The 19,777-nt window shown below is 58.5% G+C and carries 19 protein-coding genes and 2 pseudogenes; 12 read left to right on the top strand and 9 right to left on the bottom strand.

Annotated elements, in window-relative coordinates:
• Positions 1 to 208: 208 nt before the first annotated feature.
• The gene (gene moaA, locus ACMXYI_RS19610; protein WP_415768659.1) at positions 209 to 1,198 is read left to right on the top strand and encodes a GTP 3',8-cyclase MoaA; all 990 of its coding nucleotides are present in this window, start codon (positions 209 to 211) and stop codon (positions 1,196 to 1,198) included.
• A gap of 5 nt (positions 1,199 to 1,203) precedes the next feature.
• Entirely contained in the window at positions 1,204 to 2,103 is a 900-nt protein-coding gene (locus tag ACMXYI_RS19605; protein ID WP_415768658.1) for a bestrophin family protein, read from the top strand.
• A gap of 179 nt (positions 2,104 to 2,282) precedes the next feature.
• On the opposite strand, the pseudogene ACMXYI_RS19600 reads toward ACMXYI_RS19605, so the two are convergent.
• Positions 2,283 to 3,487, bottom strand: a pseudogene (locus ACMXYI_RS19600) (molybdopterin molybdotransferase MoeA).
• The gene (gene moaB / locus ACMXYI_RS19595; RefSeq protein WP_415768657.1) at positions 3,484 to 4,023 is read right to left on the bottom strand and encodes a molybdenum cofactor biosynthesis protein B; all 540 of its coding nucleotides are present in this window, start codon (positions 4,021 to 4,023) and stop codon (positions 3,484 to 3,486) included. The pseudogene ACMXYI_RS19600 and the gene moaB overlap by 4 nt, the downstream one beginning before the upstream one ends.
• A gap of 288 nt (positions 4,024 to 4,311) precedes the next feature.
• Here moaB and ACMXYI_RS19590 point away from each other — a divergent pair, with 288 nt between their 5' ends.
• The 3 genes and pseudogenes from ACMXYI_RS19590 (at position 4,312) to ACMXYI_RS19580 (ending at position 5,959) form a co-directional block, all read left to right on the top strand.
• A complete protein-coding gene (locus tag ACMXYI_RS19590; protein WP_415768656.1) occupies positions 4,312 to 5,202 on the top strand; it encodes a LysR family transcriptional regulator in 891 nt (296 codons plus the stop codon).
• A gap of 332 nt (positions 5,203 to 5,534) precedes the next feature.
• Positions 5,535 to 5,711 (top strand): annotated as a pseudogene (locus tag ACMXYI_RS19585) (cyclic pyranopterin monophosphate synthase MoaC); the annotation flags it as partial.
• Positions 5,708 to 5,959: a MoaD/ThiS family protein gene (locus tag ACMXYI_RS19580; protein WP_415768655.1), complete on the top strand. Its 252-nt coding sequence runs from the start codon at positions 5,708 to 5,710 to the stop codon at positions 5,957 to 5,959. The pseudogene ACMXYI_RS19585 and the gene ACMXYI_RS19580, both read left to right, overlap by 4 nt.
• Positions 5,960 to 5,969: 10 nt before the next feature.
• Here ACMXYI_RS19580 and ACMXYI_RS19575 read toward each other — a convergent pair whose 3' ends face one another.
• Positions 5,970 to 6,758: a DeoR/GlpR family DNA-binding transcription regulator gene (locus ACMXYI_RS19575; protein WP_415768654.1), complete on the bottom strand. Its 789-nt coding sequence runs from the start codon at positions 6,756 to 6,758 to the stop codon at positions 5,970 to 5,972.
• A 297-nt stretch (positions 6,759 to 7,055) separates the two neighbouring features.
• On the opposite strand from ACMXYI_RS19575, the gene ACMXYI_RS19570 reads away from it, so the two are divergent.
• Together ACMXYI_RS19570 and speF are read left to right on the top strand one after the other, a co-directional pair.
• Positions 7,056 to 7,943 (top strand): serine hydrolase domain-containing protein, encoded by an 888-nt coding sequence (locus ACMXYI_RS19570; RefSeq protein WP_415768653.1) that lies wholly within the window; start codon positions 7,056 to 7,058, stop codon positions 7,941 to 7,943.
• Between the two features lie 137 nt (positions 7,944 to 8,080).
• Complete coding sequence (gene speF / locus ACMXYI_RS19565; protein ID WP_415768652.1) at positions 8,081 to 10,264, top strand: ornithine decarboxylase SpeF; 2,184 nt, start codon at positions 8,081 to 8,083, stop codon at positions 10,262 to 10,264.
• A 4-nt stretch (positions 10,265 to 10,268) separates the two neighbouring features.
• Here speF and ACMXYI_RS19560 read toward each other — a convergent pair whose 3' ends face one another.
• Positions 10,269 to 11,162 (bottom strand): LysR family transcriptional regulator, encoded by an 894-nt coding sequence (locus tag ACMXYI_RS19560; RefSeq protein WP_415768651.1) that lies wholly within the window; start codon positions 11,160 to 11,162, stop codon positions 10,269 to 10,271.
• A gap of 85 nt (positions 11,163 to 11,247) precedes the next feature.
• Between ACMXYI_RS19560 and ACMXYI_RS19555 the strand changes: the two genes are divergently transcribed.
• Positions 11,248 to 12,039 carry an NAD(P)H-dependent oxidoreductase gene (locus tag ACMXYI_RS19555; RefSeq protein ID WP_415768650.1) on the top strand — a complete coding sequence of 264 codons (792 nt, stop codon included), beginning with the start codon at positions 11,248 to 11,250 and terminating at the stop codon, positions 12,037 to 12,039.
• A 188-nt stretch (positions 12,040 to 12,227) separates the two neighbouring features.
• Complete coding sequence (locus ACMXYI_RS19550) at positions 12,228 to 13,904, top strand: MFS transporter (RefSeq protein WP_415768649.1); 1,677 nt, start codon at positions 12,228 to 12,230, stop codon at positions 13,902 to 13,904.
• Between the two features lie 303 nt (positions 13,905 to 14,207).
• Here ACMXYI_RS19550 and ACMXYI_RS19545 read toward each other — a convergent pair whose 3' ends face one another.
• Positions 14,208 to 14,630, bottom strand: coding sequence for an HD domain-containing protein (locus ACMXYI_RS19545; RefSeq protein ID WP_415768648.1), 423 nt, complete (start codon positions 14,628 to 14,630; stop codon positions 14,208 to 14,210).
• A 65-nt stretch (positions 14,631 to 14,695) separates the two neighbouring features.
• The gene (locus ACMXYI_RS19540; RefSeq protein WP_046049313.1) at positions 14,696 to 15,067 is read right to left on the bottom strand and encodes a PH domain-containing protein; all 372 of its coding nucleotides are present in this window, start codon (positions 15,065 to 15,067) and stop codon (positions 14,696 to 14,698) included.
• A 199-nt stretch (positions 15,068 to 15,266) separates the two neighbouring features.
• On the opposite strand from ACMXYI_RS19540, the gene ACMXYI_RS19535 reads away from it, so the two are divergent.
• Positions 15,267 to 15,692, top strand: coding sequence for a hypothetical protein (locus ACMXYI_RS19535; RefSeq protein ID WP_415768647.1), 426 nt, complete (start codon positions 15,267 to 15,269; stop codon positions 15,690 to 15,692).
• Here the strand turns inward: ACMXYI_RS19535 and ACMXYI_RS19530 are convergent, their stop codons facing one another.
• On the bottom strand, positions 15,693 to 16,169 hold the full coding sequence (locus tag ACMXYI_RS19530) for a GNAT family N-acetyltransferase (protein WP_415768646.1): 477 nt from the start codon (positions 16,167 to 16,169) through the stop codon (positions 15,693 to 15,695).
• Between the two features lie 221 nt (positions 16,170 to 16,390).
• On the bottom strand, positions 16,391 to 16,870 hold the full coding sequence (locus ACMXYI_RS19525) for a VOC family protein (protein WP_415768645.1): 480 nt from the start codon (positions 16,868 to 16,870) through the stop codon (positions 16,391 to 16,393).
• Positions 16,871 to 17,004: 134 nt separating this feature from the next.
• On the opposite strand from ACMXYI_RS19525, the gene ACMXYI_RS19520 reads away from it, so the two are divergent.
• Both ACMXYI_RS19520 and ACMXYI_RS19515 read left to right on the top strand, forming a co-directional pair.
• Positions 17,005 to 17,370, top strand: coding sequence for a hypothetical protein (locus ACMXYI_RS19520; protein ID WP_415768644.1), 366 nt, complete (start codon positions 17,005 to 17,007; stop codon positions 17,368 to 17,370).
• Positions 17,371 to 17,564: 194 nt separating this feature from the next.
• A complete protein-coding gene (locus tag ACMXYI_RS19515) occupies positions 17,565 to 17,933 on the top strand; it encodes a DUF5064 family protein (protein WP_415768643.1) in 369 nt (122 codons plus the stop codon).
• Positions 17,934 to 17,950: 17 nt separating this feature from the next.
• On the opposite strand, the gene ACMXYI_RS19510 is transcribed toward ACMXYI_RS19515, so the two are convergent.
• Positions 17,951 to 19,738, bottom strand: a complete 1,788-nt coding sequence (locus tag ACMXYI_RS19510) for a SulP family inorganic anion transporter (protein ID WP_415768642.1) — start codon at positions 19,736 to 19,738, stop codon at positions 17,951 to 17,953.
• Between the last annotated feature and the right edge of the window lie 39 nt (positions 19,739 to 19,777).

Below are 19,777 nucleotides of genomic sequence, written 5' to 3'. Positions count from 1 at the left end.
GGACATCTATCATGAGTTTTTTTCGTTATTAATCAGTCCGCTGCACATATATAAAACAACTTTATCTGCCTAAATAAATCCTTCATCGATGCTGTCGATCAGCCGGTCATTAATAGTGATTGGACGCCCTCTCTAGTTGCTCTTAGCCTGCGCTCAACAACTCCGTTAATAGCGGAATACTCATTTCACGGATGCAGGCGAGAATGTCATGTCAGAGCGAGTCTTGATCGATGGGTTCTCCAGGCGTGTGGACTATCTGCGGATGTCTGTAACCGACCGCTGCGATTTCCGTTGCGTGTATTGCATGGCCGAAGACATGCAGTTTCTGCCACGCCAACGGGTACTGACCCTGGAAGAAATCTACCAACTGGCCGAAAGCTTCGTGGCGTTGGGCACCCGCAAGATCCGCCTCACGGGAGGCGAACCGCTGATTCGTCCGGGGGTGGTGCAGCTGTGCGAAAAGATCGCCGCCCTGCCCGGCCTGCGCGAACTGTGCATGACCACCAATGGCTCGCAATTGGGCAAACTTGCAGCTCCGTTGTTCGAGGCCGGGGTCAAACGGCTCAACATCAGCCTCGACAGCCTGGACCCGCAACGCTTTCGTGAACTGACGCGCACCGGTGATCTGGCGCAGGTCATCAAAGGCATCGACGCGGCCAACGCCGCGGGATTTCGCCACACCAAACTCAATTGCGTGGTGATGAAGGGCCGTAACGACCACGAGATCAACGACCTCGTGAGCTTTGCCATCGAGCGAAACCTCGACATTTCTTTCATCGAAGAAATGCCGTTGGGCACCATCAGTGAACACAGCCGCGCGGAGTCGTTTTACGCAAGCCACCAGGTACGTGAACGGATCGCCGAGCGCTACACTTTGATCGAGTCCGCCGAGTCGACCCAAGGCCCTTCGCGCTACTGGCGCCTGGCTGAGGCACCGCAAATTCGTCTGGGGTTCATTTCCCCCCACAGCCACAACTTTTGTGGCACCTGCAATCGGGTTCGGTTGACGGTGGAAGGTCGTCTGCTGCTGTGTCTGGGCAATGAGCACTCCGTCGACCTCAAGGCCGTTTTGCGCAGCCATCCCGAGCGCCTGGAAAAAGCCATTATCGAGGCCATGAAACTCAAACCCTATCGGCACAATTTCGAAGTGAACGACGATGTCCAGGTGGTTCGCTTCATGAACATGACGGGCGGCTGAACACCATGATCGTTAGACCCAAACCCAATCTGATCGGGGTCCTGACTTCACTCAAGGGCTCGATCGCCAAGCGAATTGCCTGGCGCAGCCTTCTGGTAACGCTGCTCGCCTCGGCCATCGTGCTCATCGAAACCTTGCACCCGAGCTATTTCTCCAAGGTCAGTGCAACGCCCTTCACCCTGCTGGGTTTGTCGTTGTCGATCTTCATGAGTTTTCGCAACAACGCCTGCTACGACCGCTGGTACGAAGCGCGCAAAGCCTGGGGCGACATGCTGGTGGACATTCGCTCGATGGTGCGCGAAACCCAGGTCATCAAGGACGCGAACGAGCGACACAATATCCTCAGCAACCTCTGCGGCTTCGCCCATGCGCTCAATGCCAAACTGCGTAAAGAAAACGAACTGGCGGCCAGTGGTGAATGGTTGAACCCCATGCCCAAGGACAACGCGGCGGATATCAGCGGGGGGATTCTGCTGCAGGTCGGCCAACAGTGTTCGGCGCTCGCCGAGTCAGGCGCGATCAATGAATGGCGCTATACGCTCATGGCCAACCATTTGACCCGCCTGACCCAGGTGCAAGCGGTCTGTGAACGGATCAAACACACGCCGCTGCCCTTCCCCTACACCTTGCTGCTGCACCGGACCATCTACCTGTTCTGCATTTTGCTGCCCTTCGCGATGGCCGAGCCACTGGGTTGGCTGACACCGATTTTCACCGCCATTGTCAGCTATACCTTTTTCGGCCTGGATGCGATTGGCGATGAGCTGGAAGACCCGTTCGGTCGCGATGAAAACGACCTGCCCACCGATGCATTGGTGCGCAGCGTCGAACGGGATGTGCTGACAGCACTGGGCGTGACGCAACTGCCACCGCAGCTGGAACCGGTGGACTATGTGTTGAGCTGATGGAAGTCATTTCAGCTGCAACACACACCTTGTAGCAGCTGGCGAAGCCTGCGTTCGGCTGCGCAGCAGTCGTAAAACCTGAGCATGAGGTAGTCCTGAAGGACCGCATTGCCTGATTTCACGACTGCTTCGCAGCCGAACGCAGGCTTCGCCAGCTGCTACAGACTGCGTTACGTTTTTTAGAACAGTTCGCTGAAGGGAATAAACCGCGCCGTGTCGCCGACTTCCAGCGTGCAGCCCTCTGGAATCTCTACCAGCCCATCCGCCCAAGACGCGCCCAGCAACACGCCTGAACTCTGGTTCGGATAAAGCACCGCCCGACCCGCCTCCAACCGCGCCCTGAGGTACTCTCGGCGGCTGCCCGGTTTCGGCCAGGCAAAACCGACGCTGATCGGGAAGCTCAATGGAGTGACGTCCTCAACACCCTGAATCCGCAACACATAAGGCCGCGCCAACAAGCCAAACGTCACCAGCGCCGACGTCGGGTTGCCGGACAGGCCGATGACGGGCACGGTGCCAAAATGGCCCACGGTCAACGGTTTGCCCGGCTTGATCGACAGCTTCCAGAGCAGCGGTTTACCGCATTCACGCAACACCTGCCCGAGACAATCGGCGTCACCCGCAGACACGCCACCCGTGGTGAGAATCAAGTCCGCCGCGTGCTGCAACTGTTCGAGCTTGAGGCGCGTCTGCCGGGCATCGTCAGGAAGAATGCCGGCATCGATGACCTCGCAACCCAATGCACTCAGCCAATGGCTCAACAAGGTGCGGTTGCTGTTGTAGATGCTGCCGGGGTTGAGCGGCATTCCCGGATCGACCAGTTCATCACCGGTGGAGAGCAAGGCGACCCGTGGCCGCCGCACGACGTGCACATGGGTGCGGCCCTGAGCCGCAGCGACGGCCAACTCCAAAGGGCCGAGTCGCTTGCCAGCAAGCAGCAGCACCTGCCCAGCACGGTTCTCCTGGCCTTGCGGGCGGATATTGTCACCCTCCGCCAGCGGCTGCTTGAAACTGACGCGGCCGTCGTCCAGCACCTGCGTGTTCTCCTGCATCTCCACACAGTTGGCCCCTGCGGTACTGGGGCTCCGGTGAAGATGCGGGCGCAGGTTCCCCGGCGTAACGCTTCGGGGGCACGGCCGGCAAAAATCTGCTGCGACACGGCCAGTGGCTCGCCGTGCCAGTCATTCACATTCAGGGCATAACCATCCATGGCGCTGTTCGGCCAGGGCGGCAGGTCCAGGGTCGCCAGCAAATCATTGGCCAGCACCCGTTGCCGGGCTTCGCTCAAAAGTACCGGCTCGCTGTCTTGAAGACGTTGCGCCTCAGCCATCTCCAGCAACCGCGCAATGGCCTCTTCCACCGGCATCAGCGCTGACCGACTCATCCCCGTGACCCGCAGGCTTGCACAGGCTTGAGGTGCGGCACGAAATTGCACGGTCGGTGACGGGCGTCCAGTTGCTCGGCAAGAATGCCTTCCCACGCCGTGCGACAAGCGCCTGTGGAACCTGGCAGGCAGCACACCAGCGTGCCGTTGGCCAGCCCGGCCAAGGCCCGGCTCTGCACCGTGGACGTGCCGATGTCGAGGATGGAAATCGCCCGGAACAACTCACCAAAGCCATCAATCTGTTTATCCAGCAAACAGCCCACCGCCTCAGGCGTGCTGTCGCGGCCGGTGAATCCAGTGCCCCCGGTAATCAGCACCACCTGAATCCCCTCATCGGCAATCCAGTGCGCGACTTGCGCGCGGATTTTGTACAGGTCGTCCTTCAGCATGTTTCGCTCGCTCAGGGTATGCCCGGCTTCCAGCAAGCGGCTGACCAGTAATTGCCCGGACGTGTCATTGGCATATTCACGGGTATCGCTGACGGTCAGCACGGCAATATTCAACGGTATAAACAACGCATCCGATTTCACGCTCATGTCATTCTCCGGCCGATATAAATTAAATAACTACCGGAGACTAAAGGGCTTAAACGCTGAGTGTCTAATCACTCTAACCAACCACACTATCGAGCGCCTCTATCGAAAAATAGTGTGTATTAAATTCAAATAATCCACCGGTGATAGAGCCCATCGATAACCCCTTAAAAACAGCTGATTGGACGCACGAGAAAGACAGTGAGATCGTCTGCGCCTAACGCCATCAGCCAGCCTTGTGTCTTCGGCACCTGAGTCAATACTTACCTCTCACCGTCAGCAGGTGCCATCATGGACATCAAACAACTCAAGTTCCTGATCGCACTGGAGCAGACCCGGCACTTCGGGCAGGCCGCCGCGCGCTGTCACATCACTCAGCCGACCCTGTCCATGCGCTTGCGCAACCTGGAGGATGAACTGGACCTGGTGCTGGTCACCCGGGGCCAGCGCTTCGAGGGTTTTACCCAGGCCGGTGAACGTGTGCTGGCATGGGCCAAAACATTGCTGGCCGCCCACGACGGGCTCTTCGCTGAAGCCGCCGCATGCCGTGGCCAATTGGTCGGCAACTTGCGTCTGGGCCTGGTGCCGCTGAGCAGTTTTAATCCCGTCAGCTACATTCAGGGCCTCAACCGCAGCTTCCCCGAGATCAAATTCAGCCTGTCCTCGCTCAGCTCAGACGAGATCATCGAAGGCCTTGGCAACAATCAACTAGACCTGGGCGTGTGCTACCTCGATCACGTCAACCCGAACTATTTCGAGTCTTTCGAAATCGGCGAGACCCGCGTCGGTCTGCTGTACGACACGCGGCATTTCCATTTCGAAGGCACTGAAATGAGCTGGGAAGACGCCGCCGAACTGCCACTGGGGATGATCAGCAACGGCATGCACTATCGAAAATCCATCGATCTGAGCTTCCGCAGCCGTGGGCTCAACCCGCAGCCGATACTGGAAAGCGATTCGACGTACCAGTTGCTCCAGGCGATTCACGAAGGTTTTTGCTGCGCCATCATGCCGCTGGACAGCGGCCTGGAAGAGCCCATCGAACATCTGGCGTTCATCAACCTGCCGGATGCCAGTGTGCTTGCTCCTCTGGGCCTGGTCATGCGCAAAACCGAGCCTCGGTCGGCCATTGCCGAGAAATGTTTTGCTGAAGCCAGGCTGCTATTCACTCCAAAGAGCTGACACTTGTTATTTCCAACTAACCAGTCACTTACATACTTTTGGACAGGGTGATCGACGCAACCAATCACTGAATCAGAACAAGCGATTGGACGCTCTTATTTAATATCCGTAGCCTGAACTTAATTCAGTGCTGCAGGAATTAATCATGGTGTGCCAAGTTAAACAATCAAGTGAACTAACCTACACCAATGCACCTGCGCCAAAGCCTTCAGACGATGATCGCTCACGTGAGCGCAGGAGTTCTCCATGACAGACACCCCGCCAATTCCACCCAACGGCTTGACGCACCTCGACAGCCTGGGCCACGCAAACATGGTCGCTCAAAGCCTGTGCGCCTCGAAGGGCAGACCGGCGTCGAACTGGAAGCACTGACCGCCGTCAGTGTGGCTGCGCTGACCCTTTACGACATGTGCAAAGCGGTGGATCGCGGCATGGTCATCGGCGAGATCCGTCTGCTCAGCAAACACGGTGGCCGTTCGGGGAAATTCCAGTGGGAGGACGCGCAATGATTCTGATCAGTTACTTCGCTCGCTATCGCGAGCAACTGAACCTTGGCGGTGAAAAGCTGCCATTGACGGCAACCCTCAAAAGCATCGACGACGTCCGCCAACTGCTGATCGCACGTGGCGGTGTCTGGGCAGAGGTGTTCGGTGAAAGCAACTTGATGTGTGCCCTGAACCAGGAGCTGTGCCATCCGGATCAGGCGATCGAGGACTTTGACGAGATCGCCTTTTTTCCACCGGTGACCGCGGGCTGAAGCATGATGGTCACGCCTCCACCTGCACCACCTCGATCCCGAGTTTTTGATAGTCCTCGACATTGCCCGACGCCACATGACGCTCGGTGATCAGGGTATGAATACGCTGACACGGCGCAACTACAAACGGCTCCACCGCCCCCAGTTTGTCGGCGGTGGTGACGGCAACGACATGGGAGGCGCTGGCGAGCATCGCCTGTTTGACCGGCACCTCGTCGAAATGCAGGGAGCTGATGCCGACTTCCGGGTGAATCGCACAGACGCCGGTGAACAGCAGATCAGCCTTGATGCCCTCAATCAGCCGCAGGGTTTCATGTCCGCTGGCCGACATGGTCGCGGGATTGAGTTGCCCGCCGGCCAAAATCACCGTGATGCCTTTGTATTCGGCCAGGGTGATCGCGATCATCGGCGAGGCGGTGACGGCCGTAATGGCAATGTCCGACGGTAGAGATCGGGCGATCTGCAGCGTCGTGCTCCCCGAATCGAAAATCACAATCTGGCCGTTGTGTACCTGACGTGCGGCGAGTTGCGCCAGGTGTGTTTTCACCTCATCGGTTTCGCTGACGCGGGTGAAATAATCCTTGCCAGTATCCTTGGGCCGCGGCAGTGCCCCGCCGTGCACCCGCTGCACCAGCCCGGCGGTCGCCAGCTCCGCCAGATCCCGGCGAATGGTGTCTTCGGACACCGCGAAATGCTGGCTCAGCTCGCCCGCCATGACCTTGCCGTCACGTTCGAGAATCAACAGGATTTTTTGCCGACGCAGATGAGGGAGTTCGGCGGCGGAGTGTGAGTCGCGCATGTTTTTGCCCGCTTTTGCGTGTAATTGCGTGTTTGTGCGAGACTAGCCACATCGCGGGATAAACACAAACCACCCAGACATCAATTGTTTCGATGATTCAAATCATGAAGCCGAATTTTTTATTTGTTTGTGACTTGTTCAAGATGGCGCCATCACAAATGTTTTGGATGAAAACTTCATGAATCTAAACTTTGCCTTTGCCTGCATGATCGTGGTCTCGTTCGCGATTGCGTTGGGTCACGCCTGATCAGCAGAAGCCAAGGGCCATTCGCTCCCTCCTCCAGCCAGAGTCAACTCATGCTGTGTTCCCTTGTATCGAACGGCGCTCTCATTACGCCTGAAAGGCCGGATACAACGGTGCCCTGGTGGAGTTTTACCAAAACCGTGCTCGCTGCTGCCGCGCTGTCACTGGTGCGTGACGGGTTGATCAACCTGGACGATACCGTTGCTGAAGGCCCCTTCACGCTGCGCCAGCTGCTGCGGCATGAGGCCGGGCTGGCGGATTATGGCGAACTCGCCGACTACCACAACGCCGTGGCCCGCCATGAGACGCCCTGGTCGGCCGATGACATGCTGCAACGCCTTGATGCCACCCGTTTGCGCTACGCACCCGGGGGCGGTTGGCGCTATTCGAATGTCGGCTATCTGTATGTCGTGCGACTGATTGAACGCGTGACAGGGCGCACGCTTGAAGAGGCGCTGGCCGAGCGTGTGTTCGTCCCCCTCGGTTTAACCCGCGTACGCCTCGCCAAAACGCGAGCCGATCTGGACGGTGTGAACATGGGGAGCGCGCCAACCTACGACCCCGGTTGGGTCTATCACGGTTTACTTGTCGGCACGCTAGAGGAAGCCGCCCTTTGTCTGGACGGCCTGCTGGCCGCCAACCTTCTGCCAAACGCACTGCAGCAAGCGATGCAAACGGCACGCGTACTCGGCGGCCCGATTCCCGGTCGCCCGTGGACTTCCCCGGGCTACGGTCTCGGCCTGATGCAGGGTCTGGTCATGGGCGATCTGACGTTGAGCGGACACACTGGCGCCGGTCCAGGCAGCGTAGTGGCGGTCTATCGCTGTGTTGATGGCGAAAACGCAGCGAGTTGCGCGGTCTTTCATGAAGGCGCCGACGAAGGGGTTGCCGAAACAGAAGTGGTCGAACGCCTGTCGGCAGTCCTTGGCAAAATCCGGTAGAAAAGCCGTAACCCTTACCCGCATGGTCTATAACCAGTGGCGACATGATTTGGATCAGGGAACCTTGAAGGCGCCCTCGCTAAATTGATCTCTTGAAAAAAGCCGACAAGTGACTGTCCGCTAGGAGATTCCCCCGCATGAAAGCCCTGAAAATAGCCGCCAGTGATTCCGCGTTCGATTGTTTCCAGACCTCCCGAGAAGTGATTCCGCTCAATCAAACCGACTACACCGATGTCGCGGTTGCGGTGTTCTCTGTGGAAGATGTGATGGCGGGCGCCCTGGACGCCCTGCAGCGTACCGGTTTCGACATCCCCATTTTTCTCGTCGCCTCCCCCGGTTCCGGCAACCGCGCCCGGGACGTCTACAAGCACCTGCAAGATGTTCTGCTTCAGGTGAATGGCATTTTTGACCCCTCGCGCAACAACGCCGAATACCATGGCAACCAACTGGAGACCGCGGCAAAAGCCTATGAAGAAAGTCTGCTGCCGCCCTTCTTTGATGCGCTCAAGCACTACACCGAATCGGCCAACGCGACGTTCGCCTGCCCTGGCCACCAGGGCGGCCAGTTTTTCCGCAAACACCCGGCTGGCCGGCAGTTCTTCGACTTCTTCGGCGAGACCCTGTTTCGCGCCGACATGTGCAACGCCGACGTCAAACTCGGCGATTTGCTGATCCACGAAGGCCCGGCACTTCTGGCGCAAAAACACGCAGCGCAGGTGTTCAACGCCGACAAGACCTACTTCGTACTCAATGGCACATCGGCCTCCAACAAGGTGGTCACCAACGCGCTGCTCACGCCTGGCGATCTGGTGCTGTTCGACCGCAACAACCACAAATCCAATCACCAGGGTGCGTTGATCCAGGCGGGGGCGACCCCGGTATACCTGGAAACCGCGCGCAACCCTTATGGGTTCATCGGCGGGATTGACGCCCATTGTTTCGAAGAAGATTACCTGCGCGAACTCATCAGCGAAGTTGCGCCGGACAAGGCCCAACTGCCGCGGCCGTTTCGTCTGGCGATCATTCAGCTGGGCACCTATGACGGCACCATCTACAACGCCAGACAAGTCGTCGATCGCATCGGCAAACTGTGCGACTACATCCTGTTTGACTCGGCGTGGGTGGGCTACGAACAGTTCATCCCGATGATGAAGGATTGCTCGCCATTGCTGCTGGATCTGCATGAAAACGATCCCGGGATCTTTGTCACTCAATCGGTACACAAACAGCAGGCGGGGTTTTCCCAGGCTTCGCAGATCCACAAGAAAGATCGCCATATCAAGGGCCAGGCCCGTTATTGCAACCATGCACGGCTGAACAACGCCTTCATGGCCCAAGCCTCTACCAGTCCGTTTTACCCACTGTTCGCCTCACTGGATGTGAACGCGCGCATCCATTCCGGGCGCAGTGGCCTGCGCCTGTGGGAAGACTGTGTGAAGTTCGGCATCGACGCGCGCAAATTGATTCTGGAAGCGTGCACCATGGTCCGCCCATTTGTGCCGGACACCATTGACGGTCGCCCATGGCAGGACCATCCGACTGAAGACATCGCCAACGACATCCGGTTTTTCGAATTCCATCCGAAAGATCGCTGGCATGCCTTCAGCGGTTACGCTGACAAGCAATACTTCATCGACCCCTGCAAGTTGCTGTTCACCACGCCAGGCATCGACCCGGTCGATGGCAGTTACACCGACTTCGGTATCCATGCCGGCATCCTCGCCAACTTCCTGCGCGAGAATGGCATCGTTCCGGAAAAGTGCGACCTGAACTCGATTCTGTTCCTGCTCACCCCGGCCGAAGACTGGGCGAAGATGACTCATCTCGCCGCACAGATCGCGCGCTTTGAACGCTTCATCAGTGATGACGCGCCGATGAGCCGGGTGTTGCCGGCCATCTATGCGCAACACGAGGAGCGCTATCGCAACTACACCATTCGCCAACTCTGCCAGGAGATGCACGACCTCTACCGCACCCACAACGTCCAGCAATTGCAGAAGGCAATGTTCCGCAAGGAACACTTCCCGAAAAAGGCGATGAATCCGCAGGCAGCGCAGTTCGAATTCATCCGTGGCAACGTCGAACTGGTGGCGCTGGCAGACGCGGAGGGTCGCATCGCTGCCGAAGGGGCACTTCCCTATCCACCCGGCGTGCTCTGCGTGGTGCCCGGGGAAATATGGGGCGGTGCGGTGCTCAAATACTTCCTGGCGCTGGAGGAAGGTATCAACTCACTGCCTGGCTTCACCCCCGAACTGCAGGGCGTGTACTTGAAACAGGAAGGTGGTCGCATTCGAGCCTATGGGTACGTGATCAAGACTTGAGTCTTCAAACCGCCCCCACAATAAATGCCCGCAACCATTGATGCGCCGGATCGCGATGGCAGCGCTCCGGCCAGAGCATGCTCATTTCGTAACCCGGCACCTCCAGCGGCGGCTCGACCACTGCCAGCCCGTTTGTGTCACGAACCAGCCGTGCTGGCAGCATCGCCACCAGGTCCGTGCTCTCCAGCACCGAGCGGACAAACAGAAAGTGCGGAACCGACAGCACGACCCGACGCGTCAGTCCGACTTCAGCGAGCGCCCCGTCAGTGGTGCCGTGAAAGCCGCCGCCATCGGGCGACACGATCACATGATCGAGCTCGCAGAACTGCGCCAGTGTCGGCCGCTTTTGCAGACGCGGATGGTCGGCACGCCCCACCAGCACATAGCGTTCGGTGAACAGTGCCCGGCGATGCAAACCGGGTGGCGAGTCCTCGCTGGTATGAAAGGCCAGATCGATGGCGCCCTGCTCCGCTTGTTTGGCCAGTCGTGGCGGCACCAGATCAAACACCGCCAAGCGCGTGCCCGGTGCTGCCGACCGCAGACCGGCCAATGCGGGCAACAGGATGGTCGACTCGCCGTAATCGGACGCCATGACCTTCCACGTCTGTTGCGCCTCGGCCGGGTTGAAAGCGTCCGCGGGCGACACCGCGCGCTCCAGTGCTTCCAGCGCCTGGCGCAGCGGTTCGCGCAACTCATCGGCCCGAGCGGTGGGCCGCATGCCCCGTGGGCCCGGCAGCAATAGCGGATCACCAAAAATATCGCGCAGTTTCGCCAGATGCACACTCACCGACGGTTGCGACAGATTCAGTCGCTGTGCCGCGCGGGTCACGTTGTGTTCCGAGAGCAGGACATCAAGGGTCAGCAACAGGTTGATGTCCAGGCGCCGCAGATTATTCATCACAATACCTGGCATATTGGTTATTCATTTCCAATATACCGATCAACATCCGATCCTGCAGCCTTCAGACACCGGAGACTCTGCGATGAATGTTTTGCTCGTTTATGCCCACCCTGAACCCAAGTCCTTGAACGGCTCGCTCAAAGACTTCGCCGTCGAACGGCTGGAAGCTGCCGGCCACCAGGTCCAGGTTTCAGACTTGTACGCGATGAACTGGAAAGCCTCGCTGGATGCCGATGACAGCCTCGGCCGGCCCACCGACTCGCGCTTTGATCCGTCATTGGACTCCAAGCGTGCGTTCGAGCAAGGCCTGCAAAAACACGACATCGCGCGTGAGCAAGAGAAGCTGATGTGGGCGGACGCCGTGATCCTGCAATTTCCCCTGTGGTGGTTCTCGATGCCGGCGATCCTCAAAGGCTGGGTGGAGCGGGTCTACGCCTATGGTTTCGCCTATGGCGTGGGGGAACATTCCGACGCGCGCTGGGGTGACCGTTACGGGGAAGGCACACTGGCGGGCAAGCGGGCGATGCTGGTCGTGACCGCGGGCGGCTGGGAGTCTCATTACAGCCCGAGGGGTATCAATGGCCCGATCGATGATCTGTTATTCCCGATCCAGCACGGCGTGTTGTTCTATCCCGGTTTCGACGTGTTGCCACCGTTCATGATCTATCGCACTGGCCGAATGGACGACGCACGCTTTTCAGCGACGTGTGACGCACTTGGGCAGCGGCTGGATGACCTTTGGACGACGCAGCCCATCGCGTTTCGTCCGCAAAATTCGGGGGCGTATGAGATTCCGCAACTGACGTTGCGCGATGAGATTGCTGCGGATGAGTTCGGGTTTTCGGCTCACATTGGCGAATCAGCCCGGGGTTGAGCGTGATGGCAGTGGATATCTGCGAGAAGCCGATTATGCTTCAGGAAACCTTGCAGCGATGCGAGGCCGTCAGCCTGTGTGCATGCTTCGCGCAATCCGTAATCCGACGACATCAGCCCCAGGGCCTGGGTGCGGCAAAAAAGGTAGTGAGGTACTCCGGCCTATAACAAGAACGACGGAGAAGACTCATGGCCGCAATCGACAACACATCCACGGGCAGCGCGCCCCACCACGGGATCACCAAGGAGGAGCGCAAGGTCATTTTTGCCTCGTCCCTGGGCACCGTATTCGAGTGGTACGATTTCTACCTTTATGGGTCTCTCGCTGCGATCATCGCGAAGCACTTCTTCGCCGGCGTCAATGAGACAACGTCCTTCATCTTCGCGCTGCTCGCGTTCGCCGCGGGCTTCGCGGTACGCCCCTTCGGCGCCATCGTGTTCGGCCGGCTGGGTGACATGATCGGGCGTAAACACACCTTTCTCATCACCATCGTGATCATGGGTGTCTCCACCGCCGTGGTGGGCTTTTTGCCCGGCTACGCGACCATCGGCGTGGCAGCACCGATCATCCTGATCAGCCTGCGCCTGCTGCAAGGCCTGGCCCTGGGTGGTGAGTACGGCGGCGCGGCGACCTACGTGGCGGAACATGCGCCGAAAGGCAAGCGCGGCTACTTCACTTCGTGGATTCAAACCACTGCAACCCTTGGGCTGTTCCTCTCGCTGCTGGTGATCCTCGCCTGCCGCACGGTCCTCGGCACAGAAGCCTTCGAGGCCTGGGGCTGGCGGATTCCGTTCCTGCTGTCGATCCTGCTGCTGATCGTCTCGGTGTACATCCGCTTGCAACTCAGCGAGTCGCCGGTGTTCTTGAAGATGAAAGCCGAAGGCAAGTCCTCCAAGGCACCGCTGACCGAATCCTTCGCCCGTTGGGAAAACCTCAAGATCGTGATCATGGCCCTGCTTGGCGGTACTGCCGGCCAGGCCGTCGTCTGGTACACCGGGCAGTTCTATGCGCTGTTCTTCCTGCTGCAGACGTTGAAGATCGAAGCGCAGACCGCCAATTTGCTGATTGCCGGCTCCCTGCTGATCGGCACGCCGTTCTTCGTCATATTCGGCAGCCTGTCCGACCGTATCGGCCGCAAAGGGATCATCATGGCCGGCTGTATCCTGGCGGCAGTGACCTACTTCCCGATCTTCCATGCCTTGACCCAATACGGTAACCCCGACGTATTCATCGCGCAGGAGAAGAACCCGGTCAAGGTGGTCGCCGATCCCGACCAGTGCTCGTTCCAGTTCGACCCGGTGGGCAAGGCCAAATTCAACAGTTCCTGCGACCTCGCCAAGACGGTGTTGGCAAAGCGGGCCATCCCCTATGAAAACGTGAAGGCCGAGCCGGGCACCGTTGCGCAAGTGCGCATTGGCGAGAAAGTGATCCAGAGCTTCGAGGGCACCGGCATGCCGGCTGCCGACTTCAAGGCCAAGAACGACGTCTTCGCCGCCAATCTCGGTACTGCGCTCAAGGACGCCGGCTACCCCGAGAAGGCCGACCCGGCCAAGACCAACTACCCGATGGTGCTGCTGCTCCTGACCATCCTGGTGATCTACGTGACCATGGTCTACGGCCCGATCGCCGCCTGGCTGGTGGAGCTCTTCCCGGCGCGCATCCGCTACACCTCGATGTCGCTGCCCTACCACATCGGCAACGGCTGGTTCGGCGGCTTTCTGCCCACGGTGGCGTTCGCCATGGTCGCGGCCACCGGCGATATCTACTACGGCCTGTGGTACCCGATTGTCATCGCCGTGATGACAGCCATTCTTGGCACGTTCTTCCTGCCGGAAACCAAGGATCGGGAAATTCATCACACCTAAGGCTGGCACCTGCCCTCTCCTGCCGGGGAGAGGGCAATCCAGAGACGATCAAACGGTCTACGCTCATCCAAAATGGCTTCGGGGTTCCTTCCCCGCGCACTGATGTTATTGCTCAGTAACGCAACTCGTACTGTGTAGCAGCTGGCGAAGCCTGCGTTCGGCTGCGAAGCAGTCGTGATGTCCAGACAATGCGATGCTTCAGGAAAACCTTGTGTTCAGGATTTACGACTGCTGCGCAGCCGAACGCAGGCTTCGCCAGCTGCTACACAGTGCGGGGCGCAATTGATCTATTTGTTCGGCTCGTCAGGAACGCAACACGCCGATCGCCCGCCGATATTTTTCAACGCGCTCCAGGTCTTCCCACGACGGCTGCGCGATCCGCGACAAGTCGCTGTTCTCTTCCAGGTCTGCCAGTTTCACCACCCGGCCTATCGGGTTCTGCGCCGCGCGTTCGACGAAGGCTTCATAGGACTCACCCGGTACTTTAGTGACCGACTCGATGGCGGTCAGAATGGCTTCGCTGAAGCCTTCCTTGCGCAGGTCATCAAGGCTGATGCCGCAGTCCTCGACCACGTCATGCAGCACCGCGACGATGCGTTCTTCCAGCGTCGTGACCCGCAACATGACTTTCAACGGATGCAGGATGTAAGGGTTTCCGCCCTTGTCGACCTGGCCCTCGTGCGCGGTGGCGGCGATGGCAATGGCGCGTTCCAGTGTCTGGCTCATGTCGTTCTCCCTGGGTAATCGGCGCTCGCATTGGAGTTCGCCGCAATGACCGTGAAAATCCGGGTTCAGCCCAACAGATGCTGCGAGATGAGTTTGGAAATCTCGACCATCGACGTCCTCCCGGTGAATTCAAACTTCACTCTGCCCAGCGCCGAGAAGTAGATTTCCAGCTCAGAATCCAGGTCGAAGGTGCCCGAGGTTTCCACGGAGTAAGCGACGATGTTTTTGTAAGGCAACGAAGTGAAGTCTTTTTTGCTGCCGGTGATGCCTTGCACGTTCACCGCAATGATTCGTTTGTTGGTAAACACCACGCCGTCGCGCATGGATTTATAGGCATCAATGACCTGCTCGCCGTCCAGCAGCAGCGCGGTGACTCGCTCCGCGTACTCGTTGTTTTGCTTGAGTTTGAAAAAGCCTTTGTTGTTGAAATCGATCATCCGCCATCCCCTTCCTTAAAGAGTGTTCCCTGGATTGCCAGCGCGTGGCGCGGCGAGCATACCATCGGGCCTGAGCTTTTTGCGCCCCCTCCCACAGCGGATCTGAAAAACCAATGGAACCCTGCGCCTCGTCGCGTTTTCGAAACCCTATCAGCGCTGATCTTTGATCAAACAAGGCGCCATTGGAGAGGAAATCCCGATGAACAGTAGACTGCTGTTTCTGCTTGTCAGCCTGAGTCCCACCCTGGTCATGGCTGAAGGCTGTGACGTGCTGACCCGCTCTCAAAGCCCTTCCGTGCCGGTGGTCGAAACGCATAGCTGCTATGAGTACGAAGGCATGCCGGTGAACGCCATCGATTGGTCATGCAGCAACGAGAGCAAAGACATGCTGACCAGCACCAAGAAAAAAGTCGAACAGTGCGCCGATCATTCTCAGGCCACGTGCATCGCCACGTTGACGCAAGAATCGCTGGCCAATCCTCACTCCACCAGCAAGGACAAGAACAGCACATCGCTGAATATTCCCAACAATGCTCAGGTCACTACGTATTACTACGGCGCTGAGCATTTGAGTCAGGCGAAAATTGATTGCGAGTCGGGTGGAGGTCACTGGAAAGCGCAGTAGTCACTCAAGAACGCAAAACGCCTTCACCATCGGAATGCAAGCGAGTTGCAGACCGGAGGGCGAATGATAAATAGCCGTCTGTTCACCGACGAAACCGCATCGCCGGTAGAAGTGAGCGGCGTTCAACGTGGCGTCCAGATTAACTTCCTCCAGCCCCAGATCCCGCGCCAGGCACTCAAGATAATCCAGAATGCGCTTGCCAATGCCTCGCTGCATAAAGCCAGGCAAGACAAAGATCGCGCCGATTTCACGCCTCTCCAGATCAAGCATGCCTGTCGCCACGGGCTCTCCCTGAATACACCCCAGATAAAAGTGTTTTTCCATCAGGTCGCAATATCCGTCCTCGGCTGCCCCTGCCGTCCAGACGTTCATTTGCTGCAGGGTATAGGCGCCGATGCACTGATGCCGTATCGCTTGACGGCGAATGTCGAATGCCGTCCGGCAATCGCCGTGATGGGCTCGTTTGATCTCTAACATTGCAATCTCCGTTAACCATCGGCGGACGGAGAACTAAAAAGCCCCGTCCATTTCTGGCGGGGCCTTGGTGAGTACGTCAGGTTCTAAGCACGCATGACCTCATGGCCCGCCGGAAGCGGTCATGGAGGAATACATCATGTACGTGCAAGGTGTGTAGGTCATGGGCAGATAGTGTTGTTGGAGAAGTGGCTTGTCAATCGCCCGGTCCCAAGCAGCGTTGGTTAACCCTTAACAGCCGCTTCAATCGCAGCGATGTCGATCTTTCCCATCTCCATCATGGCGTCGAACGCGCGCTTGGCCGCTGCTTGATCAGGATTGGTTATCGCGGCGGTCAGAACGCGTGGTGTGATCTGCCATGACACTCCCCACTTGTCCTGGCACCAGCCGCATACATTTTCCTGGCCGCCATTTCCGACAATCGCGTTCCACAAGCGATCCGTTTCGGCTTGGTCGTCGGTCGCCACCTGGAACGAAAAAGCCTCGTTGTGCTTGACCCCCGAGCCCCCGTTCAGTCCGAGACAAGGGATACCCATCACCGTGAACTCGACCGTCAAGACATCGCCCTGCTTGCCCGCCGGATAGTCGCCAGGCGCGCGAAGGACAGCTCCCACAGCGCTGTCGGGAAACGTCTCGGCGTAGAACGTTGCAGCGTCCAGCGCGGTGCCGTCGTACCACAGACAAATGGTGTTTTTGCTGATCATCTTGGTTCTCCAGAACGGGGACTAGGACGTGCATTTTAGCAGCGGCCAAAGCAGTGTCTTCATCAGTCGCAACAAACCGGCTTAAGATAATCGAAGACTGGAATGGAACATCTCGACTAAAGGACGCGACATTTATGGAAATTCTCTTTTCTCAAATCAACGAGCGTTTGAACAATCGCCGATTTACGGTAGCGAACAACGCCCAAGGGCTATCCGGTGCAGGCACAGTGTTTCATTACCATGTCGAGGAAAATGCCATTTCGAGCACTTACCAAGGCGGCCGGATCCGCATGGGTCATCAAGTCGGGCGCGCGACAGGCCCCGATACCATTGAGCTTCTTTATCATTGCTTGACTACGGATGGCGAGATGCTTGCCGGCTGGTCGCGTGGCACGGTAGGCGTTGATCACGAAGGGCGTACCACTCTGACCTTCGTATGGGGTTGGTTGTCGGGCGCGACGGGAGGTGGGGAGTCTAGCTACGTCGAGCTTTCCGCGTAGCGGTTAAGGATTTTTTGATAATTGCGCGTCCAACGCCGAGCGATCACCTAAGCTCTAAGGGAAGATTTTTCGCTGCTGCAAATTGATAGCACCACGCTATGGAACACGCTCCATTAATGCGATTCCCCTGGATTGGAAACCTCGAATCCAGTCAATTCCAAGAAGGTAGCCATCCACCCGAAAAGGAGCCTCTCATGTTCAAGCCCGGTCACCTGAACCGTACTAATGCTCCTGGCACTCCCGGAGTCCCGGAATACAACATTGATGTCTTCTATGAAGTCCGTCGCGACCCCAAGGAAGGCATGCTGATGCACTTCAAGATGGACGGAGCGGTATCAGGTAAAAGCTTCACTGAAGAATTCGATATGCACCGCGACACGGCCTTCAACTTCGCCAGCCGCGTGGCAAAGGCTGCGGCCAGGCATGGCGTGCCCGCCAATGCCAGTCTCATCATGCGCGGACACAAGGAATACGACGCGATGTTCGAGGATATTCGCGACAAACTCGGCGTCCAGCCAGGCGATCCAGTCGATCTGGATAACGCTGAGAAAGACCGTCGCTGAGTGTCAGACGATGCTGCTCAGTCATCCTCGTCCTGCCGACCTGCCCAATCCCCCGGTTGGATCACGAGATAGCTGTCGACTGCAACGCCTATTGTTGGAAAGAACGACGTTTCGCCAAGTCGCGCGAAAAGCCCGAATCGCTTCAGTTTGTCCTTGACCGGGTCCTTCATCTCGGCCACGCACAACTTGATGCCTGCCGCGTGCAAGGTTTCGTCCAGCTCAGCCAACATGTCGGCAGAGGTCACGTCCACACTGGTGACCGGCTCCGCCGCAACGACCAACCAGCGCACTGGCGTAGGTGACGACGCCACTGCGCTGAGCACTCGGTCATTGAACAGTTCGGCATTGGCGAAAAACAACGGCGCATCCCAGCGAAACAGGACCAGGCCGGGTATCAGGTGCGCGTCCGGATAGCGCTGGATGTCGTGGTAGCCCTTGATGCCATCGACTCGCCCCAGCACCGCGGAATACGGCCGCCAGCCATCCCACAGAAATTCGATGACGGCGATCACGATGGCCAGGCCGATGCCCTCGATCGCACCGAACACGGCCACGCCGACGGTGCAGACGATCGACAACCAGAACTCCCAGCGCTGGATGCGATAAATGCGTCGCAGGTCGGCGACTTCAATCAGGCCGATGGCCGACGCGATCACGACCGCTGCCAATGCGCTGCTGGGCAAACTCTGCAACAGGTTCGGCGCCACCACCAGCAACAGGGCAACGGCCAACGCACCGACAACCCCGGTCAACTGGGTTTTGGCGCCTGCTGCTTCGGCCACAGGCGTGCGTGACGAACTGCTGCTGATCGGAAAGCCCTGGAAAAATCCAGCCGCCAGATTGGCAAAACCGAGCCCCGCCATCTCCTGGTTCGGATCGACATAGGTACGGGTCCGTGCCGCATAGACACGAGAAAGCACGCTGGTGTCGGCGAACGACACCAGGGCGACGGCGCAACCGCCGATGAGCACGGGGACAATATCGGCGCGGGTGATCCAGGGGATGGCGAACGCAGGTAAACCTTGTGGAAGAACACCGAGGACCGACACCCCCGCACGCGCGTCAAGGTCCAGCACACCGACGGCGACGGTCGCGCCTGCCACGGCGATCAAGATGCCCGGCACGCGCTTGAAGCCCTTGAGCAGCAGGATCACGACCAAGGTGGCTGCGCCGATCATGAACGCGGTCCAGTTAGTCTTTCCTTCCATCACCGCGGTAGCGATAGCCCATATGTTTCTCAGCGGGCCGTCGGACTCAATCGAAAAACCGAAAAACTTGGGCAGTTGGCTGATCAATACGGTCAGCGCGATGCCGTTCATGTACCCGTAGCGGATCGGCTTGGACAGCAACTCCGTAATGAAGCCCAAACGCATGATGCCCGCCAGGATGCACACGGTGCCTGAAACGATCGCCATCATGCCCGCAAGGGCGACGGCGCGATGCGGGTCGCCGCCCGACAGGGGCAGGACGACAGCCAGGATAACGGCGGCCAGCGAGGAATCCGGGCCCAACACCAGAATCCGGCTAGGCCCGAACAATGCGTAAGCGAGTAGCGGAACGATGGTCGCGTAGAGGCCATAGATGCCGGGTACGCCCGATGCCACGGCGTAGGCGATGCCGACGGGAACCAACATCGTGGTGAGCACCAGCCCGGCCATGATGTCGTGACGCAACCAGGCAATCTGGTACCCGCGCAGCGTGCGAAGCCCAGGAAGCCAGCGGCCCCAGCCGGTTTCGTCGCCGGTATTGCGGCGTGCAATCCGGCCCGGTTCCGGGACGGGAGGCGAAGAATCCGAATCGCTCATAGAGCTGTGGCCTATAGGTGTACAGCGCAGACTCGCTTA

Source organism: Pseudomonas lyxosi, assembly GCF_047758685.1.
GTDB lineage: Bacteria > Pseudomonadota > Gammaproteobacteria > Pseudomonadales > Pseudomonadaceae > Aquipseudomonas > Aquipseudomonas lyxosi.
The sequence above is the reverse complement of the archived record's forward strand: the minus strand, read 5'-3'. Positions and strand labels throughout refer to the sequence as shown.